We start from the raw sequence: 14,861 nt of genomic DNA on the forward strand, positions 1-14,861 counted from the left end.
CGTTTACACGTAGTCGGGTCCACCCCTCCGGGGGTGGGCCCGGTGGATTGGAGTTACACACCTTGACTAATTGGGGCCCCACGGGGCAGACCGTTTATGAGCGCACTTACTCCCGGACCAAGCATGACGGCAGCAAGGAAGCCTGGCCCGAGACTGTGGCCCGCGTGGTCCAGGGCAACATGTCGCTTGTCTACGGCCACCCTGACCGCTGGACGCCGGAGCTTAAGCATGAAGCGGCAACCCTCCGGGAGTACATGGAGGCTTTCAAAATCCTCCCGGCTGGTCGGCACCTTTGGGCGTCTGGCGTTCCTGGCCGTCAGTACCTTTTCAACTGCCACGTTGCCGGGTGGGGTGCCAAGCTTTCCGACCATTACCAGTTCAGTTTTTCAAGGCTGATGGAGGGTGGCGGGGTGGGTGGCAACTATTCCAGCCACTACCTAGAGCCGTATGGGGCCCCCCGCCGGCAGCTCCGCACCCACATTGTGTGTGACCCGTCGCACGCTGACTACGGCAAGATGCAGGCCGCCGGCCTGCTGTCGGCTGACTACTCCCATGAGTGGACGGGTGCCTACCCGGTGGAGGACTCCCGGGAGGGATGGGCCGCCGCCCTGGTGGACCTGCTAGACACCTTCATGACGGATGCTGAGGTCAAGCACGCTAACCGCGTGTATGACGTGTCCCGGGTGCGTCCGGAGGGTTCCCCCCTCCGCACGTTTGGCGGTACGGCTTCCGGCCCTCTGCCGTTCGCCCGAATGATGGAGAACATCTGCCGGGTGATGAACGGGGTTAGCCGGGAGGTTGGGCACCTCAACCCGGTTGAGGCCATGGAGATTGACCACGAAATCGGGGCGTGTGTGGTTGCCGGTGGCAACCGGCGGAGTGCCCGAATGTCTATGGTCCATTGGGCCGATCCGTTCATCTTCAAATTCATTGACTGCAAGGCGGACCCGGCTAAGCACTGGACCACCAACGTAAGCGTTGAGATTGACGATGAATTCATCCGGCACCTTGACCAGCTCCGGGGAGGTGCCCCGAGCCGGGGTAACCGCAACCACGCTGAGCGGGTCCATAAGGCCGTGGTTACCGGGATGCTCACCAACGGGGAGCCTGGCTATTGGAATAGCTCCCTGAGCAATGAGGGGGAGCCTAACCCGGTCATCTGCACCAATCCTTGCGGTGAGATTGCCCTACGTGAATGGGAGAATTGCAATCTTGGGCATGTGAACCTTGACGCCTTTATCAAGGAAGCCGGCAAGGCTGACCATGAAGGGCTGTTGAAGGCCCACCACCTGATGACCCGCTTTCTCATCCGGGCCACCTACGGGGACGTAACCGACCCCAAGCAGGCCGCCATGCTGGCGGACCAGCGGCGGATTGGCGTTGGGCATTTCGGGGTTCAGGGTTTCTTCTCCAAGATGGGCATTCCGTTTACACGGGTCCCGGAATCGGAGTACGCGGGAACCCTGCTGGACATGCTTTACCGGGCCGTCCGGGATGAGGCCAGGGCTTACAGCTTTGCCCTCAGAATCCCGGAGCCGGTCAAGGTCACCACGGTTGCCCCTACGGGGACGATTGCCAAGCTGGCTGGCCGTACGGAGGGCATCCACCCTGTCTACGCCCGGCGGTTCATCCGACGTGTCAGGTTCTCTGACGTGGACCCGGACCAGTGGGCCACGGTGCTACGGCTGGTTGCCGCCGGCCACACGGCGGAGCCGGACCGGGCCGCCGCCAATACGTGGGTGGTGGAGTTTCCGACGACGGAAAGCCTTGTGGCTGAGGTGGAGGCGTTGGGGCTGGACCCGGGGGAGCTGGTGGAGTCTGCCGACGAAATCCCGCTTGAGCGGATGTTGGCTTACCAGGCGTTCTATCAGGAGCGGTACGCGGACAACGCCATCAGCTTTACCGTCAACGTCCCGGCGGAGCCGCACCAGCTAGCCGCCCTGGCGGCTGGTGAGTCCACCCCTCCGGCCCCTACGCCGGAGCGTGTAAACACCGTGGCGGCTGAGCTTGCCCGGTGGCTGCCGACCCTCAAGGGAACAACCCTGATGATCGACGGGAGCCGCCCTCAGGCCCCGTACGAGCGGCTAACGGATGACCAGTGGGCGGAGCTGACCGCCCCTACGTCGATCGCTGACAGCGTGGACGAGGAATGCGCCACCGGGGCTTGCCCCGTTAGGTAACCCCCCGTAGCCGGGCAGTAGCCCGCGGCGCCCTGTTGGCTGATAGTAAGGTTTGGATAGTAAAGCGGTGGGGGCCGGAAGTTCCCTGAGTGGCCCGGCCCCCATTCTGCCGCCCCCGTTTCCCCATCCCAAAGACAAGGGAGGTTTTACGTTGCGCGTAACCCCTATTGCTCACTCCCTGATTGACTGGAACCGGCTTGCTCCGCTGGTTGCGGGTACCAAGTTTGCGGAAGCCGCCGTTGAGTTTGGCGTTACCGACATGGACCACCTGGCGGAGTTTGCCGGCCGGAGCTGTTACAAGGCTTACGACCGTAAGCGGCCGGAGACGGCTACCACCGCCGGCTACCTGGCAAACATTCTGGACCAGGCGCATTACTCCGTACTGGAACACGGTTCGGTGACGTTCTTTGTCCAGGACGTTTCCCGGGCCCTGCTGGTGGAGCTTGAGCGGCACCGCTTCCTGTCTTTCAGCGTCGAAAGTCAGCGGTACGTGGACCAGGTCAAGAGTCACCCCAACCCGGTTATCCCGCCGGCCCTGGCCGCTGTCCCTGCCTCCGGGCCGTACGCGGCCCTGATGATGCACTACGCGGATTCCCTGACGTACTACGAACAGGCCGTGGCGTACCTGACTGCCCGGGGCTACCCCATCAAGCAAGCCCGGGAGGCCGCCCGAGCGTTCCTGCCCAATGCCACCCCGGTTGACCTGGTGGTGACTGGCAACCTCCGTTGCTGGCGGGACGTTCTCGGCAAGCGGTACCACCCGGACGCTGACGCGGAAATCCGGGAGTTTGCCGGGCTGGTGCTGGACCACCTCCGGGAGCTGGCCCCCCACAGCGTCCAGGACATCCCGGAGTTGCCCGTTGCTTGAGCGGGGTAGCCGGGTGCGGTTCGGAATGCGTACGGGCCAGGTGATCCGGCTTGAGAGCCGGGTTGGGCTGCCGGGGGCAATCGTCCTCCCGGATGCCCTCACGGTTGGCGACGGCTACGCCCCTACGTGGGTGCCCGTTGGTGGCCTTTCCCGATTGGAGGAAGGCCAGTGAAGCCGATTAGGGCCGTCATCCTCGGAGGCAAGAAACACGGGGAGCGGATAGCGACCCGGAGTGACGTAGTGAGCATGCCGGAGATGCCGAAACTCCGTGACCTGTACCTCACCACGGATGAAATGCGGTACCTGTACGACCTTCCCGTGTCGGTAGTCAACTACCGGCTTAAGAAACTGGCGTTTCCCGGTGGGCGGTTCGTTGCCGCCTACGTTCACCCGGACATCACGGATGACACGGCGGAGCGGCTACTAGCAGACCTGGTAATTGCCGCTTGGGAGCGGCAAGACAGATAGGGGAAACAGCATGCGACTTAGCGCGACTATCCGAGGTGCCACCCTTGGGGACCTGATGACCAACGCTCACGCGGCTTGTGTGCGGTTCTTCGGGGACACCCCGTATCAGATCATCATTCAGGATTGGGACCAGGCTTACGCCGAATACGACGAGGCCGGCACGCTTACCGGGTTCCAGTTTTCGATGCTGGCGATTAAGGCTCAGTGAGCCGGCCCGGTTGGGATGACTACTTCCTTGCCATCGTCCAGGCGGTAGCCCTCCGGGCTGACTGTTCCCGGCGCAAGGTGGGGGCCCTGGTGGTCAGAGACAACCGGATCGTTGCTGCCGGGTACAACGGTTCTCCCCCTGGTGGCCCTAGCTGCCTCCGGGGGGAGTGCCCCCGGGGCAACTCCACGGTTGACCCTGGCAGCTCATACGACACGGGCCCCGGTTCCTGTCACGCGGTCCACGCGGAAGGTAACGCGGTTATCTACGCCGGCCGTGACGGTTGCCTCGGGTCCACCCTCTACGTCACGGATGAACCGTGCCAAGGGTGCGGAAAGCTGGTCAGAGCGGCTGGAATTGCCCGGCTGGTCTGGCCCGGTGGAGCTATCACGCTCCCGTGAGCTAAGCTTGACCACGGAACCAACAGCGCCAGTTTTTCCCTTTCTGGCGTTCCTTGCTGACACTCGGAGAGGTTCCCGGGGCCCCCTGGCGTATGCCGGGGGGCCCCTTCCGTTTACACGGTGGGAGTGAACCCGCCCTTGCGGTTCCACTCGTCCAGGGCCATCCACAGCTCCCGGAAGTCTTCCCAACGCCCCTCCCGGAGCGCGTCAAAGATGGCGTCAATGGTCGCCTGAGGGTCCATGCCCTATCCCCTTTTTAGTTATCAACCGGCGGCCCGTCCGGGCCCCCGTCTTGCTGACATCTAAAGCTTAGGTGTTGGAACGTTTAAACGCAATACCGGGGGATGTGAGCCAGGCCACACCATGTTAAGGGTTGGAAAGTTTGACAGCGTTTACACAACCGAGTAATGTTCTCCCTGTCAGCAAGGAACAACCACCCCCCACCAGAAAGGCAAGACAATGACTGAGAACATCGCCCCCCAGATGACCCGTGAAGCTTGGCTGCTCAGCGCGGTTGAGGTCTTCCGCCCCCGGTTCGTTGAGGTCGGAATGCCCCTCCCGGAGCGCATCCACGTTTCCGTGGGATTCGGGTTCGGGACCAAGGCGGAGAGCGCCAACATCCTTGGTCAGTGCTGGGCGCGGCGGGCTTCCGAGGATGGCGTTAACCACCTCTTCATCAGCCCGGAGGTTGCCGACACGGCTAAGGTTCTGGCCTGCCTGCTCCATGAGCTGATTCACGCCGCTGACGATTGCGTCAACGGCCACAAGGGGGCGTTTGCTGAGGCTGCCACCCGGTTTGGCTTCACGGGTTCCCTCCTGACCCTCAACCCTTCCATTGAGCTTGCGGCGGAAATGATGGCCCTTGCCGCCAGCCTCGGGGACTACCCGCACGGTGCCCTGTCTGCCGCCTCCCGGATGCGTACCCGTACGCCGGAGCTGGTGCCGGCCGGTGGCGACGCGCCCAAGGGCAAGATTTCCTCTGGCCCGGGTACTCAGACCACCCGGATGCTTAAGCTGGTCTGCCCCGGTGGTGAGTCCTGCTGTGGCGGGTACACGGTCCGGACCACGGCCAAGTGGGTTGCCGTGGGCATGCCTTCCTGCCCGCTCGGTACGGAGATGGTGCAGGCGTGACGATCGGGAACGGGGGCCCCTCCGGGGGCCCCCTGGCCCGGAAGGGCGGAGCGTTGTACGACAGCCGCCGGAGGCAATGGGTACTGACCGGGGGAAGCCTGGCGTACTGGCTCCCGGAGCGTGGGCCCCATGTGCGCGTGGTCGTCGAGCTGGTTACCCGGGATTGGGTGTACTTCAAGGCGACCGGGGATGACGCGGGGATGACCCGGGGCCAGGTCTGGCGGGAAGGCCGCTACAGCCGCCGCGTAGTGCCCCGTGAGGCCGCCTACGTGTACGGCGGGAAGGTCCATGTGGATTGGGCTACCGTGAGCGTTAGAGAGGCTTAGAGCGGGCCCCCTCCGGGGGGCCCCTTTCTTTGACCGTGTGGGGCGATTTTCAAACCTTCTCCACCGTCTATGAATCTACGTTACAAACACAAGCTTTGTCCAGCCCGTGTGACGTATCCCATCGTAAGGTCTGGAAAGTTGACTCCGTTTAAACGGTCCGGTAGATTCTTACTTGTCAGCAGGGAGCACGACGAAGGGAAACAAAAATGAACGCGCAGCCCACCACCTGGAACCCGACCCGCGCGGCCCGGATCATCCTCTGGGACCTGTTCGGGGGCGACAAGGCCCGAGCGGTCGAGATGGTGGAGGCCACCGGCCCGGAGATGATCCGGAAGGGGATGGAGTTTACCGAGGCGAACCGGCGGCAGATGGAGGAACTGGCCGACGCTATCCGGGCGGCCAACCCCGACCACGCCTAGCCAACAGGAACGGGGCCCCTTCGGGGGCCCCAATCCGCCGGAGTGAGCTAAGCCACAGAACGTGTAAACGGCTTCCGTTCTGATGGTTAGGTCTGTATAGTTAGTCATGTCAGCAGGGAACACCAACAAAGGGAGTCACAATGAACGCCACCACCACCGCCCCGATCACCACCACCAACACCGCCGTTGCCGCCCTCCGGGTGGCCGGCTACTCCCTCCGGATCACTCCGGCCTACCGGGGCGCGGTGGAGGTTGTGGCGACCCGGGAGGATGGCTCTGGCGTGGTCCTGGTGGTGGGGGAGCGGTCCAACGCCACCCTCCGGGCTACCTTCCTCCCGCTCGCGTGGCGTGAGCAGATGGGCCGCCCGGAGCTGGTTGTCCGGGGTGCCCGGGACGTTTACCGTCACCTCGGGTGGTTCCTCTCCTGCGCTTGCTGGGATTGCACGAACGGGAACTAATCCCGGGCCGGGGGCCCCTCCGGGGGCCCCTGGTTTGACCCCCAAGGTTTGGTTTGATACACTCATCATGTCAGCAAGTCAGGGCAGCGAAAGGGAAACGATGCTTACTCTCCGGGGCGTTCAGATTGCCTTCAAGGGCAAGGATGGCCGCACGGCCACCGTGACCATGGACCGCTACGCGGGGACGCTGCCGCCGGCCGCGTACGCCTCTGACGAGGCGTTCCGGAATCACGTTGCCTCTGCCGCCCTCGGGGCCATCATGCGGGACAGCAACTACGGCCCGGGTTGGGTGGCCGATTACCAGGTAATCGACATCCCCGACATGCACCGCTAACCAGCCGGGAACGGGGCCCCTCCGGGGGCCCCTTTCTCTTTGTGCGATAGCTCACACCGTTTACACGCCCCCTGGCTGGACGCCTCAAGGTTAGGTCTGTATAGTTACAGGTGTCAGCAAGGCCCGGGGGGAAACCTCCGGGGTTGAAAATTAAAAAGGGGAGCGGGAATGTTCCAGTTCAACGGTGGTCCGATTCCGAACGATGCGCCGGCTACGGTCACTGCGCGATTCCCGGATGGACGCCTTGTGGTTCACATCCTGGACAGCCCGGCGCGGATCGTTCAGACGGTCCACGCCACCGGGGAGCCGGTCCGGGTGGTCAGCGTTCAGAATTTCTTGACCATGGCGGATGCGGCCGGAGAGATGCCCCGGATTGCCAAGGATCAGCGGCGGAACGGGGCGAGGGTCAAGACCTGCTAACGGCCACAATGGGGCCCCCTCCGGGGGGCCCCTTCCCCGTTTCCTGGACCTCACCGCGGCCTGTGACCTGGACCACATCCGGCGCCCTTGGCTGGACATGGGAACGTTAGGTCTGTAAGCTTTAGATGTCAGCAAGGGAAGCCGCAAGAAAGGGAACGCCAATGCGAATCAACACCGCTCACCTCCCCGCCGACCTCCGGGCCCGGATGACCGATGCGATTTACGGTCACATCCTGGACGGGGCGGACGTACTGGACGCCGTGGCCCTGGCCGCCGGTGACGCTCGGGCGGAGGCCCTGGCCGCTGGTTGGGCCCCGGTAATGGTCCGGTTCGTCGGGGACACGGTGACCGCCCTCGGGCGGGAGCTGGTGGCGGACATGGTGCGGAACCTGGCTGCCGCTAGCTGACACGGTGGGGGCCCTCCGGGGCCCCCGCCGACCCCTCTCAACCTCTCTGAAAGGCTCCGCCATGACTTACCAGCCGCCGCCCCCGCCGCCGCCCTACGGGCCCCGTCCGCCCCACCAGCAGTACCCGCCGGCTAACCCGGTCATGGGCGAGGCTGCCGGACTCATCCGGGCCGGCAAGGTGGCCGTATGGGTATGGATTGCCCTGGCCGTGGTGCCCATCCTCGGAATCCTGGCCTGTTGTGGCCTGTGCGGGTTGGGTGGCGTTATCGGGGCCGGTAGCCCGTCGCCTACGCCGTAGTAGTGGGGGCCCCTCCGGGGGCCCCTTTCCCCTTTGTGGCCTACGCCACACCGTTTACACGTCCCCGGATTAGACAGACCATGGTTAGGTCTGTATAGTTATAGGTGCAGCAAGGAACACCACAAAACAAAAGGGGAACGAAATGGTCACCAAGGGAAACGCTCGTCAGGTTCTCAAGGCTCAGACCACCCGCCGGGCGGAATGCCTGGACGCCCTGGCCGACGCGGCTGAGGCGGCTTTCCGGGACTACTGGACTGACGCCCTGGCGGATGCCGAGTCTCTGATCCGGGATGCTGAAATGGAGATGGCCCGCTAGTCGGGTCGGGGGGCCCTCCGGGGCCCCCTTTCCCGTTGGGGCATGCTAAGGTTTGAAGCGTCAGGGAATGAACCAGCCAGGGAGGTTTACAGCATGTCTCGCACTATCAAGGGCACCGACCGGGACGCCATCAAGCGGGCCCGGAAGTATGAGCAGGCCACCCGCAAGATTCGGCAGGAAATCTCCCGGGCTAACGGCCGATAGGCTCCCCCCGATTTGACCCCCGTAGGTTAGGTGTGTATCGTTAAGGGTGTCAGCAGGGAACAGGGAGAAAGGGACCAGCCGTGAAGGGTCTTACCAGGGTTACCGGGGCCGGGGTGCTGTTGCTCACGGTGGGGGCTTTCGTCCTCAGCTTTGCCAAGCTGTACGCGGTGGCCCTCCGGGCTGGTTACGGGGACCTGGCGTGGATTTACCCCGGGATCGTTGAGGGGTTCACCACGATTGCCACCCTGGCCGCTTTCCTCCGCCACGGACAGCGCGGGGCGTGGTACCCCTGGACGGTTGGCCTTGCGGCTTTCTCTTACAGCCTGTGGGCCAACAGTGTTCCCCAGAGTGTCCCGGTTGAGGTTGTACGGGCCGTGCCCGTAATCTGTATCCCGCTATCGGTTCACATGTTCATTATCGTTGCCGGACTGGCCGACCGGGCTGCCGCCCGTGCGGCGGAGCTGGTCGCCACGGTGGAGGTTCCGGAGGTTCCGGAGTTTGACACCCTGGCCGACATGTTCCCGGTTTCTCCGGCCCCCATGGACCAGCCGGAGGCGGACCAGCCGGAGCCGGTGGAGATTGCCGACCAGCCGGAGCCGGAAGGCACCCGGACCAGCAAGCCGCGCAAGCGGGCCGCCCTGGCTAGCCCGGAGGCGTACCTACGGCTTGCGGATGAGGCCAAGACGCCGGAGCGTCGGCAGTTCTGGCAGACCATGGCCGCGCAAGCGGTCTGAGACAGGGAGAGCAGTAATGGCGCGTCAGGTGATTACCAGGCTGGTTGACGACATCGACGGTGGGGAGGCTTCCCAGACGGTGGAGTTTGCCCTAGACGGTGTGACCTACAGCATTGACGTTAGCGACGAAAACGCGGTGGCCCTCCGGGAAGCGTTCGCCCCGTACGTTGCCGCCGGTAGCCGTACCGGCCGTGTCGGCGGAGGCGTGGCCCGGGTTGCCCGGGGGACCAGCCCGGGGGCCGGGAAGGCTAGCCGGGAGGATAACCAGGCCATCCGGGAATGGGCCAAGGCCGCCGGCTACGAGATTTCCGAGCGTGGCCGTATCCCGGTGGACGTGGTGGAGGCGTACCGGAACCGGGGCCAGGCCCCGGAGACGCCGGCTAAGCCGGCCGGGAAGGCTGCCAAGCGCAAGTAGCGGGGGAGGGCCCGGGAAACTGGGCCCAAACTTTTTCCCCGATAGGTAGGTTTGAAGTTGACGCGGGAACGTTTGGTCTGACATAATAAATCTTGTCAGCGGGGAACGCGGACAGCTTGAAAACTACAAAGGGGAAAAGATGGCAAAGGCCAAGATGCCCAAGACGCCGGTTGAAATTGTCAAGCTGGCGGAGGCTCAGGGGTTCAGGGTTCAGACGATCACTCACGGGTGGTTCATCTGGGCCAAGGACGGGAGCAACCGCAAGGCTTGGATCACCCGGAACACTCACGGGCTGTGCATGCCGAACAACCGCCAGGACGCTAAGCGGATCGGGGTTGTGTGGTAGAAAGTCAGGGGGCCCCTCCGGGGGCCCCTTTTCCCCTTGTACGGACTAAAAGCGTTTACACGGTTTGGAGGATTCAGAGTGACTGAGTACGTGGTTGAAATCCAGGTGGAGACGCTGAGCCGGGAGCCTGCCGACGTGGTGAAGCTGGACGCCGTGGGCGGGCGGCTTGCCACCCATGAAGTAGCTATGCGGACCCACGATGCCCGGGTGTGGGTGACGGTGACCGTGGGGGCCGCCGGCCCTCCGGATGCCCTCGGGATGGCTTACGGGATCGTTGCGGGGGCCCTGGACGCCGTGGGGGAGCCGGGGGAGTACCGAGCCGCCACCGTCTGGACGGGCGGGGAGTATGACCGGCTGGTCCGGGAGGAAGCCGGAGACTGACAGCCGCACCAGCAAGCAAGGGGGCCCCGGAGGGGGTCCCCTTTTTTGTGGCCCGGGTCACACCGTCTAAACGGCTGCGGAGTAGACAGGGCAAGGTTAGGTCTGTATAGTTATGGATACGGGGGCGAGCAAGGAGCCCAGCCGCACAGAGGGAGTCCCCACCAATTGGCTCCCGCCGGTCGCAAGAGGTCCGGCGGTTGGGGATTCCCACCCGGAGTGTCAGCCCGGGGTTGAAAACAAAAAAGGGGAAAGACATGCAGAGCGTCAAGGACAAGCGGACCATGACCGAGGTTTCCGAGATGCGCTACGAACAGGGTTCGATTGCCCCTGACGGCGGGTTCGGAATCGATTACTACACCGTGGTTGTGAGCCGCCAGGACTGGCACGCCGGGCAGTACGCGGGACGGTCCTACAAGATTGTTGACACGTACATGCACAACGCTCCCGGCAAGCCGGGGGGCTACCGGGGGCAGCGTGTAAACAGCACCAGCAGCCCTTGGAAGGATTGAGGTAACGGGGGCCCCTACGGGGGCCCCCAAGCCGTTTAAACGGGTTTGGTTTGACGTCCAGACCTTACGGGGTGTACGTTCCTCCGGCACGGCAAGATCAGCCCCCGTACGGAGGAAAAAAGGGAATGCGCAAAACGATTGTGGGAGCCGGTTTCCTGGCCCTGGCCCTAACCGGGATTGCTTGCGGCGGAGCCGGGAGCGACAGCAAGACGGGGGCGGAGAAAGCCGCCCCGAGCGTGGCCGTGACGGACGCCGTGAAGCCCTCCGCCAGCCAGGCCGCCAGCAAGCCGGCCGCTCCGGCTAAGCCGGCTAAGCCGCCGATCCCCACCATTGAGGATGGCACCTGGACCGTAGGGTCCGACGTGCCCGCCGGTACCTACCGGACGGTTGAAAAGGTGGACCCGTCCGCCGGCTGTTACTGGTCCATCACCAAGACCGGCAGCAACGGGGCGAACATCATTCAGAACGACATTGTGAGCGGTGGACTGCCCCGGGTGACCTTGAAAAAGGGGCAGGATTTCGAGACGAACCGTTGCGGCGTCTGGCAGAAGATTGGCTGACATGACCGAGCTTGAAGAACGAATCCGGTTCATCATGGCCCGCATCGTGGGCGAGCGGAACAGGTGCGCGCTAGCCCGGGACCGGGTGGCCGTGACCATGCACGACATCCGGCTAAACACCCTCCGGGAAGCGTTGGGGGAGCCGCAGGAATGGACCAAGATTGACTAGCCGGTAACAGCAAGCAGGGGGGCCCTCCGGGGCCCCTCTTTTTGTGCCCCACGTCACAGCGTTTACACGGTCCAGGATTGGACGCGGGAAGGTTGGGTCTGTATAGTTGTCCATGTCAGCAAGGAACAACTAAAAAGGGGTACGACATGAGCGACATTCTCGCTGAGCTGATGGCCGAGGCTGGCAGCTACGACAACACCGCCGACATTGAGGCCGCCGCCGAGCTGGCCCGCAACACCCCTCCGGCGGAGTGGAAGCCCGACATCCACAGCGACGCTTACCGCGAGGCCCGCCGCTGGGTCTACGGGTACTGAGAAGAGGGGCCCTCCGGGGCCCCTTTTTCGTGCCCCGTGTAAACGGCCGCGGCCTGTGGCCCCGGTCACAGGCACCCCGCTTGACCAGCGGAAACCCGGCAAGGTAAGGTTTGTACGTCGGCAAGGGAAAGTTAGGAAGGGAATCCAGACATGAGCTGCCAGAGCAACCCGGACATGTTCTTTGACCCCACCCGTGAGGCCGAGGCCGCCACGGTGTGCGCCGGGTGCCCCCTGGTGGACGGTTGCCGCATCAAGGGCCAGGCCGAGGAATACGGCGTGTGGGGCGGAAGCACCCCGCTTGACCGGGCCGTTGCCCGCTTCAAGGCCACTACGCCGGCTAGCCGGTTCCGGGTTCACGCCTTCACTACGGTTGTAGAGCTGGCCGCCGAGCGGGGCCACGAAACGCCGGCGCAAGTTGCCGCCGCTACCGGCCTGGCCTATTGGGCGGTAGCTAAGCGGATGGAGGGTAGCCACACGTACGCCGAGATGGACGCCGAGGTTTCCACCCTCCGGGCGGACGGGCTGACGCTGGCCGAGATTGGCCGCCGTACCGGCTACGACCGGAACCAGGTTTACCGGGCCGTCAACCGAATCACTCAGGCCGCCGGTATGGCCGCCTGAGCCGGCCCCACAACGACGAAAAGCCCCCCCGCCCGGGAGTTACCCGGGTCGGGGGGTTCATTCGTTTAGCGGGCGTCTAGGGCCGCATTGAGGCCAGTAACAAGGGCTTGCCCGGAACCCGTGTAAACGACATCCGAGCCGTCCAGCAGTACCACCGTGGGGATGGACCGCACGCGGTAGCGGGCCGCCAGCTCCGGGGAGCCGTCCACGTCGACGACCTCCACCGGGACACCGTGCCGGGCCGCCACCGCGTCCGCCACCGGGCCCAACGTCTTACAGGGGCCGCACCACGTAGCGGTGAAGCGGAGAACCCGGGTCACCGGGCGGTGTCCGTGCCCTCAAGCTGGGCCAGGTAGTCAGCCTCCCCGGTCACCTCCGGGGTAGGGGCCGTGGTGTTGAGAGCGTCCTCAACGGCCAGGTCGTGCTTAGCCACCGGAACCACCTTGGCCCGGGTAACCAGCGTCAGCACCGCCAGGACGGCACCAGCAACCACAACGTCAATGCCCGGGGGAATCGGCAGACCGAACAGCACCAGGGCCGCAAGGACGTACTTAACCAGGTCCAGCAGGACAACCGGGTTGTCCTTGATGTAGGCAACAAACCGCATAGCGTTTAAACCTTCCTAACTTAAGTTATCGGACGATAAGGGCGGTGTAGGTAGCGGGGCCAACCACACCGTCCGGGGTCAGCCGCCGGGCACGCTGGAACGCCTCAACCGCCTTGTCAGTGGCGGGGCCGAAATCCCCGTCAACGGTCAGCCGGTAGCCGTGGGCGTTCAGTAGCCCCTGAACGTTCTTGACCACCTGGCCCTTGGCACCAACCCGGAGCGTAGGAAGCGACATGATGAGCTTTACCGTCCAATCGGTAGAGGGGGCCGGGGCCGGCTTAGGCACCGGGGTAGGAACCGGAGCCGGCTTAACCGGCGGGATGACCTCAGTAGGGGCGTCAACGGCCATGGCCCGCTTAACCGCCTCCACCAAGTACGCCTTGGGGAAGTTGGGGCCCGGGTCCGTGTGGGTGGTGCCACCCCACGCAATCCGCATGTCGTTATGCGTCACAAACCCGGTGGTCTTACCGTCCCGAGCCTGAGCCGTGGTGAGGAACTGAGGGGTGATCCCGTGGACCTTGCAGACCTGAGCCAGCACCGGGGCGATACGGTCAATGACCTTCCGCCAGTAGGCTTCCGTCCAGGCGTTGCCGCCGACCAGCTCCCACGCGATAGCCCGGGAGTTACCCGTCCGGGAACCCGCGTGCCAGGCGTCAAGGCTGGTGTCTAGCGACTGGACGACCGTTACCGGGTCAGCGTAGAAATGCGAGGAAACCGAATCGGTCCGGTTCATCGCGTAATTCGCCTCCGCCTTGGGCGTGGCATCGTTGGCGGTGTTGTGAATGGCTACATACATCTTGGTAGCCCCGGACTTGCCGTAGCCCCGAGGCGGACCGAGATAGATAGCACCCGAGAAACGGGCCATTACTCCCCCTTTACTTGGTGGGCAATGAGAAGATTGGAAAGCGTGGAGAATCCGGAGGTGATCGCATCCCGTAGGGCGTTCATTTCCTCGCGGTTGTCGTGAAGGGCCCGGAGCATCTTGTTTTCGGATTCCAGGTGGTCCACCCGCTTTTCAAGGGCGGAGAAAGACTCATCCAGCCGGATAGCGCGTGCCTTCCACGCCTCCGCTTCCTCTTTCCAGAGGGCCGCCGTAGTCTCATCAGAGGTGGAACGCCACCGAATGAATGCGGCAGCAATAGCGCCAACGGTTGCGATGCTGCCCCAAATGACACCGGCAATCGCAAGCCAGCTCACAAGGAAACCCACTCAGCCTGTAGGTAACAGCCACCGTTAGCGGTGTCGAAACCGACCGTGCCGACGCCGGAGGTCTGCCACCCGCCGATCTGCAAAAAGTCACCGACGTTCAGCCGCATTGTCTTAGCGCCGCCACAGTTAGTGCCGATAGTGCCGCCAGCGGCCGGGATAACGGCGGCGGCGGTTGTCGCACCGTTCTTCCAAAGGAACATGCCTCGCGCACCAGCGGCGTTATTGTTGAACGCCATTTGAAAGGTGACCCGGTAAAGGCCCGCCGCAGTAATGGTGATCCTGTTAGCGGTAGCCGCCATGCCTTCCGTGTCTTCAATGATGGTCGGCACGCTTACCATGGTGTTAGTAGTGCTGGACGCGAGTAGCTGAGGGGCGGCGTTCTGCAAATGGCAGAACGGCTTGTAATAGACCGCCTCTTCAATGGCCTGCTTAGTGTGTTCGTTCAGCTTTGCGGCAGTGACCTTTTCGCCTGCCTGAAAGCCCGAAAGAACGGGAATAGCCATAGGGGAACCTCCCGAATTTGGGCACACAAAAGGGGGCCCCCGAAAGGGCCCCCCTCTA

General features: G+C 63.9%; 27 protein-coding genes. 21 read left to right on the top strand and 6 right to left on the bottom strand.

Annotation, left to right across the window (positions count from 1 at the left end):
• The first annotated feature begins 62 nt into the window (after positions 1 to 62).
• The 5 genes from nrdJ (at position 63) to I8N68_RS07310 (ending at position 4,122) form a co-directional block, all read left to right on the top strand.
• Positions 63 to 2,180 carry a ribonucleoside-triphosphate reductase, adenosylcobalamin-dependent gene (gene nrdJ, locus I8N68_RS07290; RefSeq protein WP_234038988.1) on the top strand — a complete coding sequence of 706 codons (2,118 nt, stop codon included), beginning with the start codon at positions 63 to 65 and terminating at the stop codon, positions 2,178 to 2,180.
• Between the two features lie 259 nt (positions 2,181 to 2,439).
• A complete protein-coding gene (gene thyX / locus I8N68_RS07295; protein WP_200209083.1) occupies positions 2,440 to 3,048 on the top strand; it encodes an FAD-dependent thymidylate synthase in 609 nt (202 codons plus the stop codon).
• Between the two features lie 168 nt (positions 3,049 to 3,216).
• Positions 3,217 to 3,516, top strand: a complete 300-nt coding sequence (locus I8N68_RS07300; protein ID WP_200209084.1) for a hypothetical protein — start codon at positions 3,217 to 3,219, stop codon at positions 3,514 to 3,516.
• Positions 3,517 to 3,571: 55 nt separating this feature from the next.
• Positions 3,572 to 3,724 (top strand): hypothetical protein, encoded by a 153-nt coding sequence (locus tag I8N68_RS07305; protein WP_200209085.1) that lies wholly within the window; start codon positions 3,572 to 3,574, stop codon positions 3,722 to 3,724.
• Entirely contained in the window at positions 3,721 to 4,122 is a 402-nt protein-coding gene (locus I8N68_RS07310) for a deoxycytidylate deaminase (RefSeq protein ID WP_200209086.1), read from the top strand. Before I8N68_RS07305 ends, I8N68_RS07310 begins: the two co-directional genes overlap by 4 nt.
• A gap of 113 nt (positions 4,123 to 4,235) precedes the next feature.
• Here the strand turns inward: I8N68_RS07310 and I8N68_RS33540 are convergent, their stop codons facing one another.
• A complete protein-coding gene (locus tag I8N68_RS33540; RefSeq protein ID WP_267909536.1) occupies positions 4,236 to 4,364 on the bottom strand; it encodes a hypothetical protein in 129 nt (42 codons plus the stop codon).
• Positions 4,365 to 4,581: 217 nt separating this feature from the next.
• On the opposite strand from I8N68_RS33540, the gene I8N68_RS07315 reads away from it, so the two are divergent.
• The 16 genes from I8N68_RS07315 to I8N68_RS07390 all read left to right on the top strand — a co-directional run bounded on the left by I8N68_RS07315 (position 4,582) and on the right by I8N68_RS07390 (position 12,484).
• Entirely contained in the window at positions 4,582 to 5,253 is a 672-nt protein-coding gene (locus I8N68_RS07315) for a SprT-like domain-containing protein (protein WP_200209087.1), read from the top strand.
• A gap of 532 nt (positions 5,254 to 5,785) precedes the next feature.
• A complete protein-coding gene (locus I8N68_RS07320; RefSeq protein WP_200209088.1) occupies positions 5,786 to 5,998 on the top strand; it encodes a hypothetical protein in 213 nt (70 codons plus the stop codon).
• Positions 5,999 to 6,138: 140 nt separating this feature from the next.
• Positions 6,139 to 6,456: a hypothetical protein gene (locus I8N68_RS07325; RefSeq protein WP_200209089.1), complete on the top strand. Its 318-nt coding sequence runs from the start codon at positions 6,139 to 6,141 to the stop codon at positions 6,454 to 6,456.
• 67 nt (positions 6,457 to 6,523) lie between these two features.
• A complete protein-coding gene (locus tag I8N68_RS07330) occupies positions 6,524 to 6,790 on the top strand; it encodes a hypothetical protein (protein WP_200209090.1) in 267 nt (88 codons plus the stop codon).
• 168 nt (positions 6,791 to 6,958) lie between these two features.
• Complete coding sequence (locus I8N68_RS07335) at positions 6,959 to 7,210, top strand: hypothetical protein (protein ID WP_200209091.1); 252 nt, start codon at positions 6,959 to 6,961, stop codon at positions 7,208 to 7,210.
• Between the two features lie 161 nt (positions 7,211 to 7,371).
• Positions 7,372 to 7,617, top strand: a complete 246-nt coding sequence (locus I8N68_RS07340; protein WP_200209092.1) for a hypothetical protein — start codon at positions 7,372 to 7,374, stop codon at positions 7,615 to 7,617.
• Between the two features lie 440 nt (positions 7,618 to 8,057).
• Positions 8,058 to 8,231 carry a hypothetical protein gene (locus I8N68_RS07345; RefSeq protein ID WP_200209093.1) on the top strand — a complete coding sequence of 58 codons (174 nt, stop codon included), beginning with the start codon at positions 8,058 to 8,060 and terminating at the stop codon, positions 8,229 to 8,231.
• A 284-nt stretch (positions 8,232 to 8,515) separates the two neighbouring features.
• Positions 8,516 to 9,169: a DUF2637 domain-containing protein gene (locus tag I8N68_RS07350; RefSeq protein ID WP_200209094.1), complete on the top strand. Its 654-nt coding sequence runs from the start codon at positions 8,516 to 8,518 to the stop codon at positions 9,167 to 9,169.
• Between the two features lie 16 nt (positions 9,170 to 9,185).
• Positions 9,186 to 9,584 (top strand): histone-like nucleoid-structuring protein Lsr2, encoded by a 399-nt coding sequence (locus I8N68_RS07355; protein WP_200209095.1) that lies wholly within the window; start codon positions 9,186 to 9,188, stop codon positions 9,582 to 9,584.
• Positions 9,585 to 9,723: 139 nt separating this feature from the next.
• Positions 9,724 to 9,930 (top strand): hypothetical protein, encoded by a 207-nt coding sequence (locus I8N68_RS07360; protein WP_200209096.1) that lies wholly within the window; start codon positions 9,724 to 9,726, stop codon positions 9,928 to 9,930.
• A gap of 78 nt (positions 9,931 to 10,008) precedes the next feature.
• Positions 10,009 to 10,311, top strand: a complete 303-nt coding sequence (locus I8N68_RS07365; protein WP_200209097.1) for a hypothetical protein — start codon at positions 10,009 to 10,011, stop codon at positions 10,309 to 10,311.
• Positions 10,312 to 10,565: 254 nt separating this feature from the next.
• On the top strand, positions 10,566 to 10,820 hold the full coding sequence (locus I8N68_RS07370; protein WP_200209098.1) for a hypothetical protein: 255 nt from the start codon (positions 10,566 to 10,568) through the stop codon (positions 10,818 to 10,820).
• A gap of 125 nt (positions 10,821 to 10,945) precedes the next feature.
• Complete coding sequence (locus tag I8N68_RS07375; protein ID WP_200209099.1) at positions 10,946 to 11,380, top strand: Rv1352/Rv1906c domain-containing protein; 435 nt, start codon at positions 10,946 to 10,948, stop codon at positions 11,378 to 11,380.
• Position 11,381: 1 nt separating this feature from the next.
• Positions 11,382 to 11,549 (top strand): hypothetical protein, encoded by a 168-nt coding sequence (locus I8N68_RS07380; protein WP_200209100.1) that lies wholly within the window; start codon positions 11,382 to 11,384, stop codon positions 11,547 to 11,549.
• A gap of 146 nt (positions 11,550 to 11,695) precedes the next feature.
• Positions 11,696 to 11,863, top strand: coding sequence for a hypothetical protein (locus tag I8N68_RS07385; protein WP_200209101.1), 168 nt, complete (start codon positions 11,696 to 11,698; stop codon positions 11,861 to 11,863).
• A 150-nt stretch (positions 11,864 to 12,013) separates the two neighbouring features.
• A complete protein-coding gene (locus I8N68_RS07390; RefSeq protein WP_200209102.1) occupies positions 12,014 to 12,484 on the top strand; it encodes a WhiB family transcriptional regulator in 471 nt (156 codons plus the stop codon).
• Positions 12,485 to 12,549: 65 nt separating this feature from the next.
• Here I8N68_RS07390 and I8N68_RS07395 read toward each other — a convergent pair whose 3' ends face one another.
• From I8N68_RS07395 to I8N68_RS07415, 5 genes are read right to left on the bottom strand one after another with little or no spacing between them, the layout of a single operon-like run.
• A complete protein-coding gene (locus tag I8N68_RS07395; RefSeq protein ID WP_200209103.1) occupies positions 12,550 to 12,804 on the bottom strand; it encodes a thioredoxin family protein in 255 nt (84 codons plus the stop codon).
• Positions 12,801 to 13,091: a hypothetical protein gene (locus tag I8N68_RS07400; RefSeq protein ID WP_200209104.1), complete on the bottom strand. Its 291-nt coding sequence runs from the start codon at positions 13,089 to 13,091 to the stop codon at positions 12,801 to 12,803. The genes I8N68_RS07395 and I8N68_RS07400 overlap by 4 nt, the downstream gene beginning before the upstream one ends.
• A 25-nt stretch (positions 13,092 to 13,116) precedes the next feature.
• Positions 13,117 to 13,956 (bottom strand): peptidoglycan recognition protein family protein, encoded by an 840-nt coding sequence (locus I8N68_RS07405; protein WP_200209105.1) that lies wholly within the window; start codon positions 13,954 to 13,956, stop codon positions 13,117 to 13,119.
• Positions 13,956 to 14,288: a hypothetical protein gene (locus I8N68_RS07410; RefSeq protein WP_200209106.1), complete on the bottom strand. Its 333-nt coding sequence runs from the start codon at positions 14,286 to 14,288 to the stop codon at positions 13,956 to 13,958. Before I8N68_RS07410 ends, I8N68_RS07405 begins: the two co-directional genes overlap by 1 nt.
• Positions 14,285 to 14,803 carry a hypothetical protein gene (locus I8N68_RS07415; protein WP_200209107.1) on the bottom strand — a complete coding sequence of 173 codons (519 nt, stop codon included), beginning with the start codon at positions 14,801 to 14,803 and terminating at the stop codon, positions 14,285 to 14,287. Before I8N68_RS07415 ends, I8N68_RS07410 begins: the two co-directional genes overlap by 4 nt.
• Between the last annotated feature and the right edge of the window lie 58 nt (positions 14,804 to 14,861).

It is taken from the genome of Micromonospora coerulea (assembly GCF_016598485.1).
Taxonomy (GTDB): domain Bacteria; phylum Actinomycetota; class Actinomycetes; order Mycobacteriales; family Micromonosporaceae; genus Micromonospora; species Micromonospora coerulea.

What these genes read in the sequence shown, in the direction of transcription:
- I8N68_RS07315 (WP_200209087.1), top strand. Translation starts at nt 4,582, where the DNA reads ATGACTGAGAACATCGCCCCCCAGATGACCCGTGAAGCTTGGCTGCTC.
- I8N68_RS07335 (WP_200209091.1), top strand. Translation starts at nt 6,959, where the DNA reads ATGTTCCAGTTCAACGGTGGTCCGATTCCGAACGATGCGCCGGCTACG.
- I8N68_RS07305 (WP_200209085.1), top strand. Translation starts at nt 3,572, where the DNA reads ATGACCAACGCTCACGCGGCTTGTGTGCGGTTCTTCGGGGACACCCCG.
- I8N68_RS07380 (WP_200209100.1), top strand. Translation starts at nt 11,382, where the DNA reads ATGACCGAGCTTGAAGAACGAATCCGGTTCATCATGGCCCGCATCGTG.
- I8N68_RS07360 (WP_200209096.1), top strand. Translation starts at nt 9,724, where the DNA reads ATGGCAAAGGCCAAGATGCCCAAGACGCCGGTTGAAATTGTCAAGCTG.
- I8N68_RS07390 (WP_200209102.1), top strand. Translation starts at nt 12,014, where the DNA reads ATGAGCTGCCAGAGCAACCCGGACATGTTCTTTGACCCCACCCGTGAG.
- I8N68_RS07340 (WP_200209092.1), top strand. Translation starts at nt 7,372, where the DNA reads ATGCGAATCAACACCGCTCACCTCCCCGCCGACCTCCGGGCCCGGATG.
- I8N68_RS07325 (WP_200209089.1), top strand. Translation starts at nt 6,139, where the DNA reads ATGAACGCCACCACCACCGCCCCGATCACCACCACCAACACCGCCGTT.
- I8N68_RS07375 (WP_200209099.1), top strand. Translation starts at nt 10,946, where the DNA reads ATGCGCAAAACGATTGTGGGAGCCGGTTTCCTGGCCCTGGCCCTAACC.
- I8N68_RS33540 (WP_267909536.1), bottom strand. Translation starts at nt 4,364, where the DNA reads ATGGACCCTCAGGCGACCATTGACGCCATCTTTGACGCGCTCCGGGAG.
- I8N68_RS07345 (WP_200209093.1), top strand. Translation starts at nt 8,058, where the DNA reads ATGGTCACCAAGGGAAACGCTCGTCAGGTTCTCAAGGCTCAGACCACC.
- I8N68_RS07400 (WP_200209104.1), bottom strand. Translation starts at nt 13,091, where the DNA reads ATGCGGTTTGTTGCCTACATCAAGGACAACCCGGTTGTCCTGCTGGAC.
- I8N68_RS07320 (WP_200209088.1), top strand. Translation starts at nt 5,786, where the DNA reads ATGAACGCGCAGCCCACCACCTGGAACCCGACCCGCGCGGCCCGGATC.
- I8N68_RS07330 (WP_200209090.1), top strand. Translation starts at nt 6,524, where the DNA reads ATGTCAGCAAGTCAGGGCAGCGAAAGGGAAACGATGCTTACTCTCCGG.
- I8N68_RS07405 (WP_200209105.1), bottom strand. Translation starts at nt 13,956, where the DNA reads ATGGCCCGTTTCTCGGGTGCTATCTATCTCGGTCCGCCTCGGGGCTAC.
- I8N68_RS07355 (WP_200209095.1), top strand. Translation starts at nt 9,186, where the DNA reads ATGGCGCGTCAGGTGATTACCAGGCTGGTTGACGACATCGACGGTGGG.
- thyX (WP_200209083.1), top strand. Translation starts at nt 2,440, where the DNA reads ATGGACCACCTGGCGGAGTTTGCCGGCCGGAGCTGTTACAAGGCTTAC.
- I8N68_RS07385 (WP_200209101.1), top strand. Translation starts at nt 11,696, where the DNA reads ATGAGCGACATTCTCGCTGAGCTGATGGCCGAGGCTGGCAGCTACGAC.
- I8N68_RS07415 (WP_200209107.1), bottom strand. Translation starts at nt 14,803, where the DNA reads ATGGCTATTCCCGTTCTTTCGGGCTTTCAGGCAGGCGAAAAGGTCACT.
- I8N68_RS07370 (WP_200209098.1), top strand. Translation starts at nt 10,566, where the DNA reads ATGCAGAGCGTCAAGGACAAGCGGACCATGACCGAGGTTTCCGAGATG.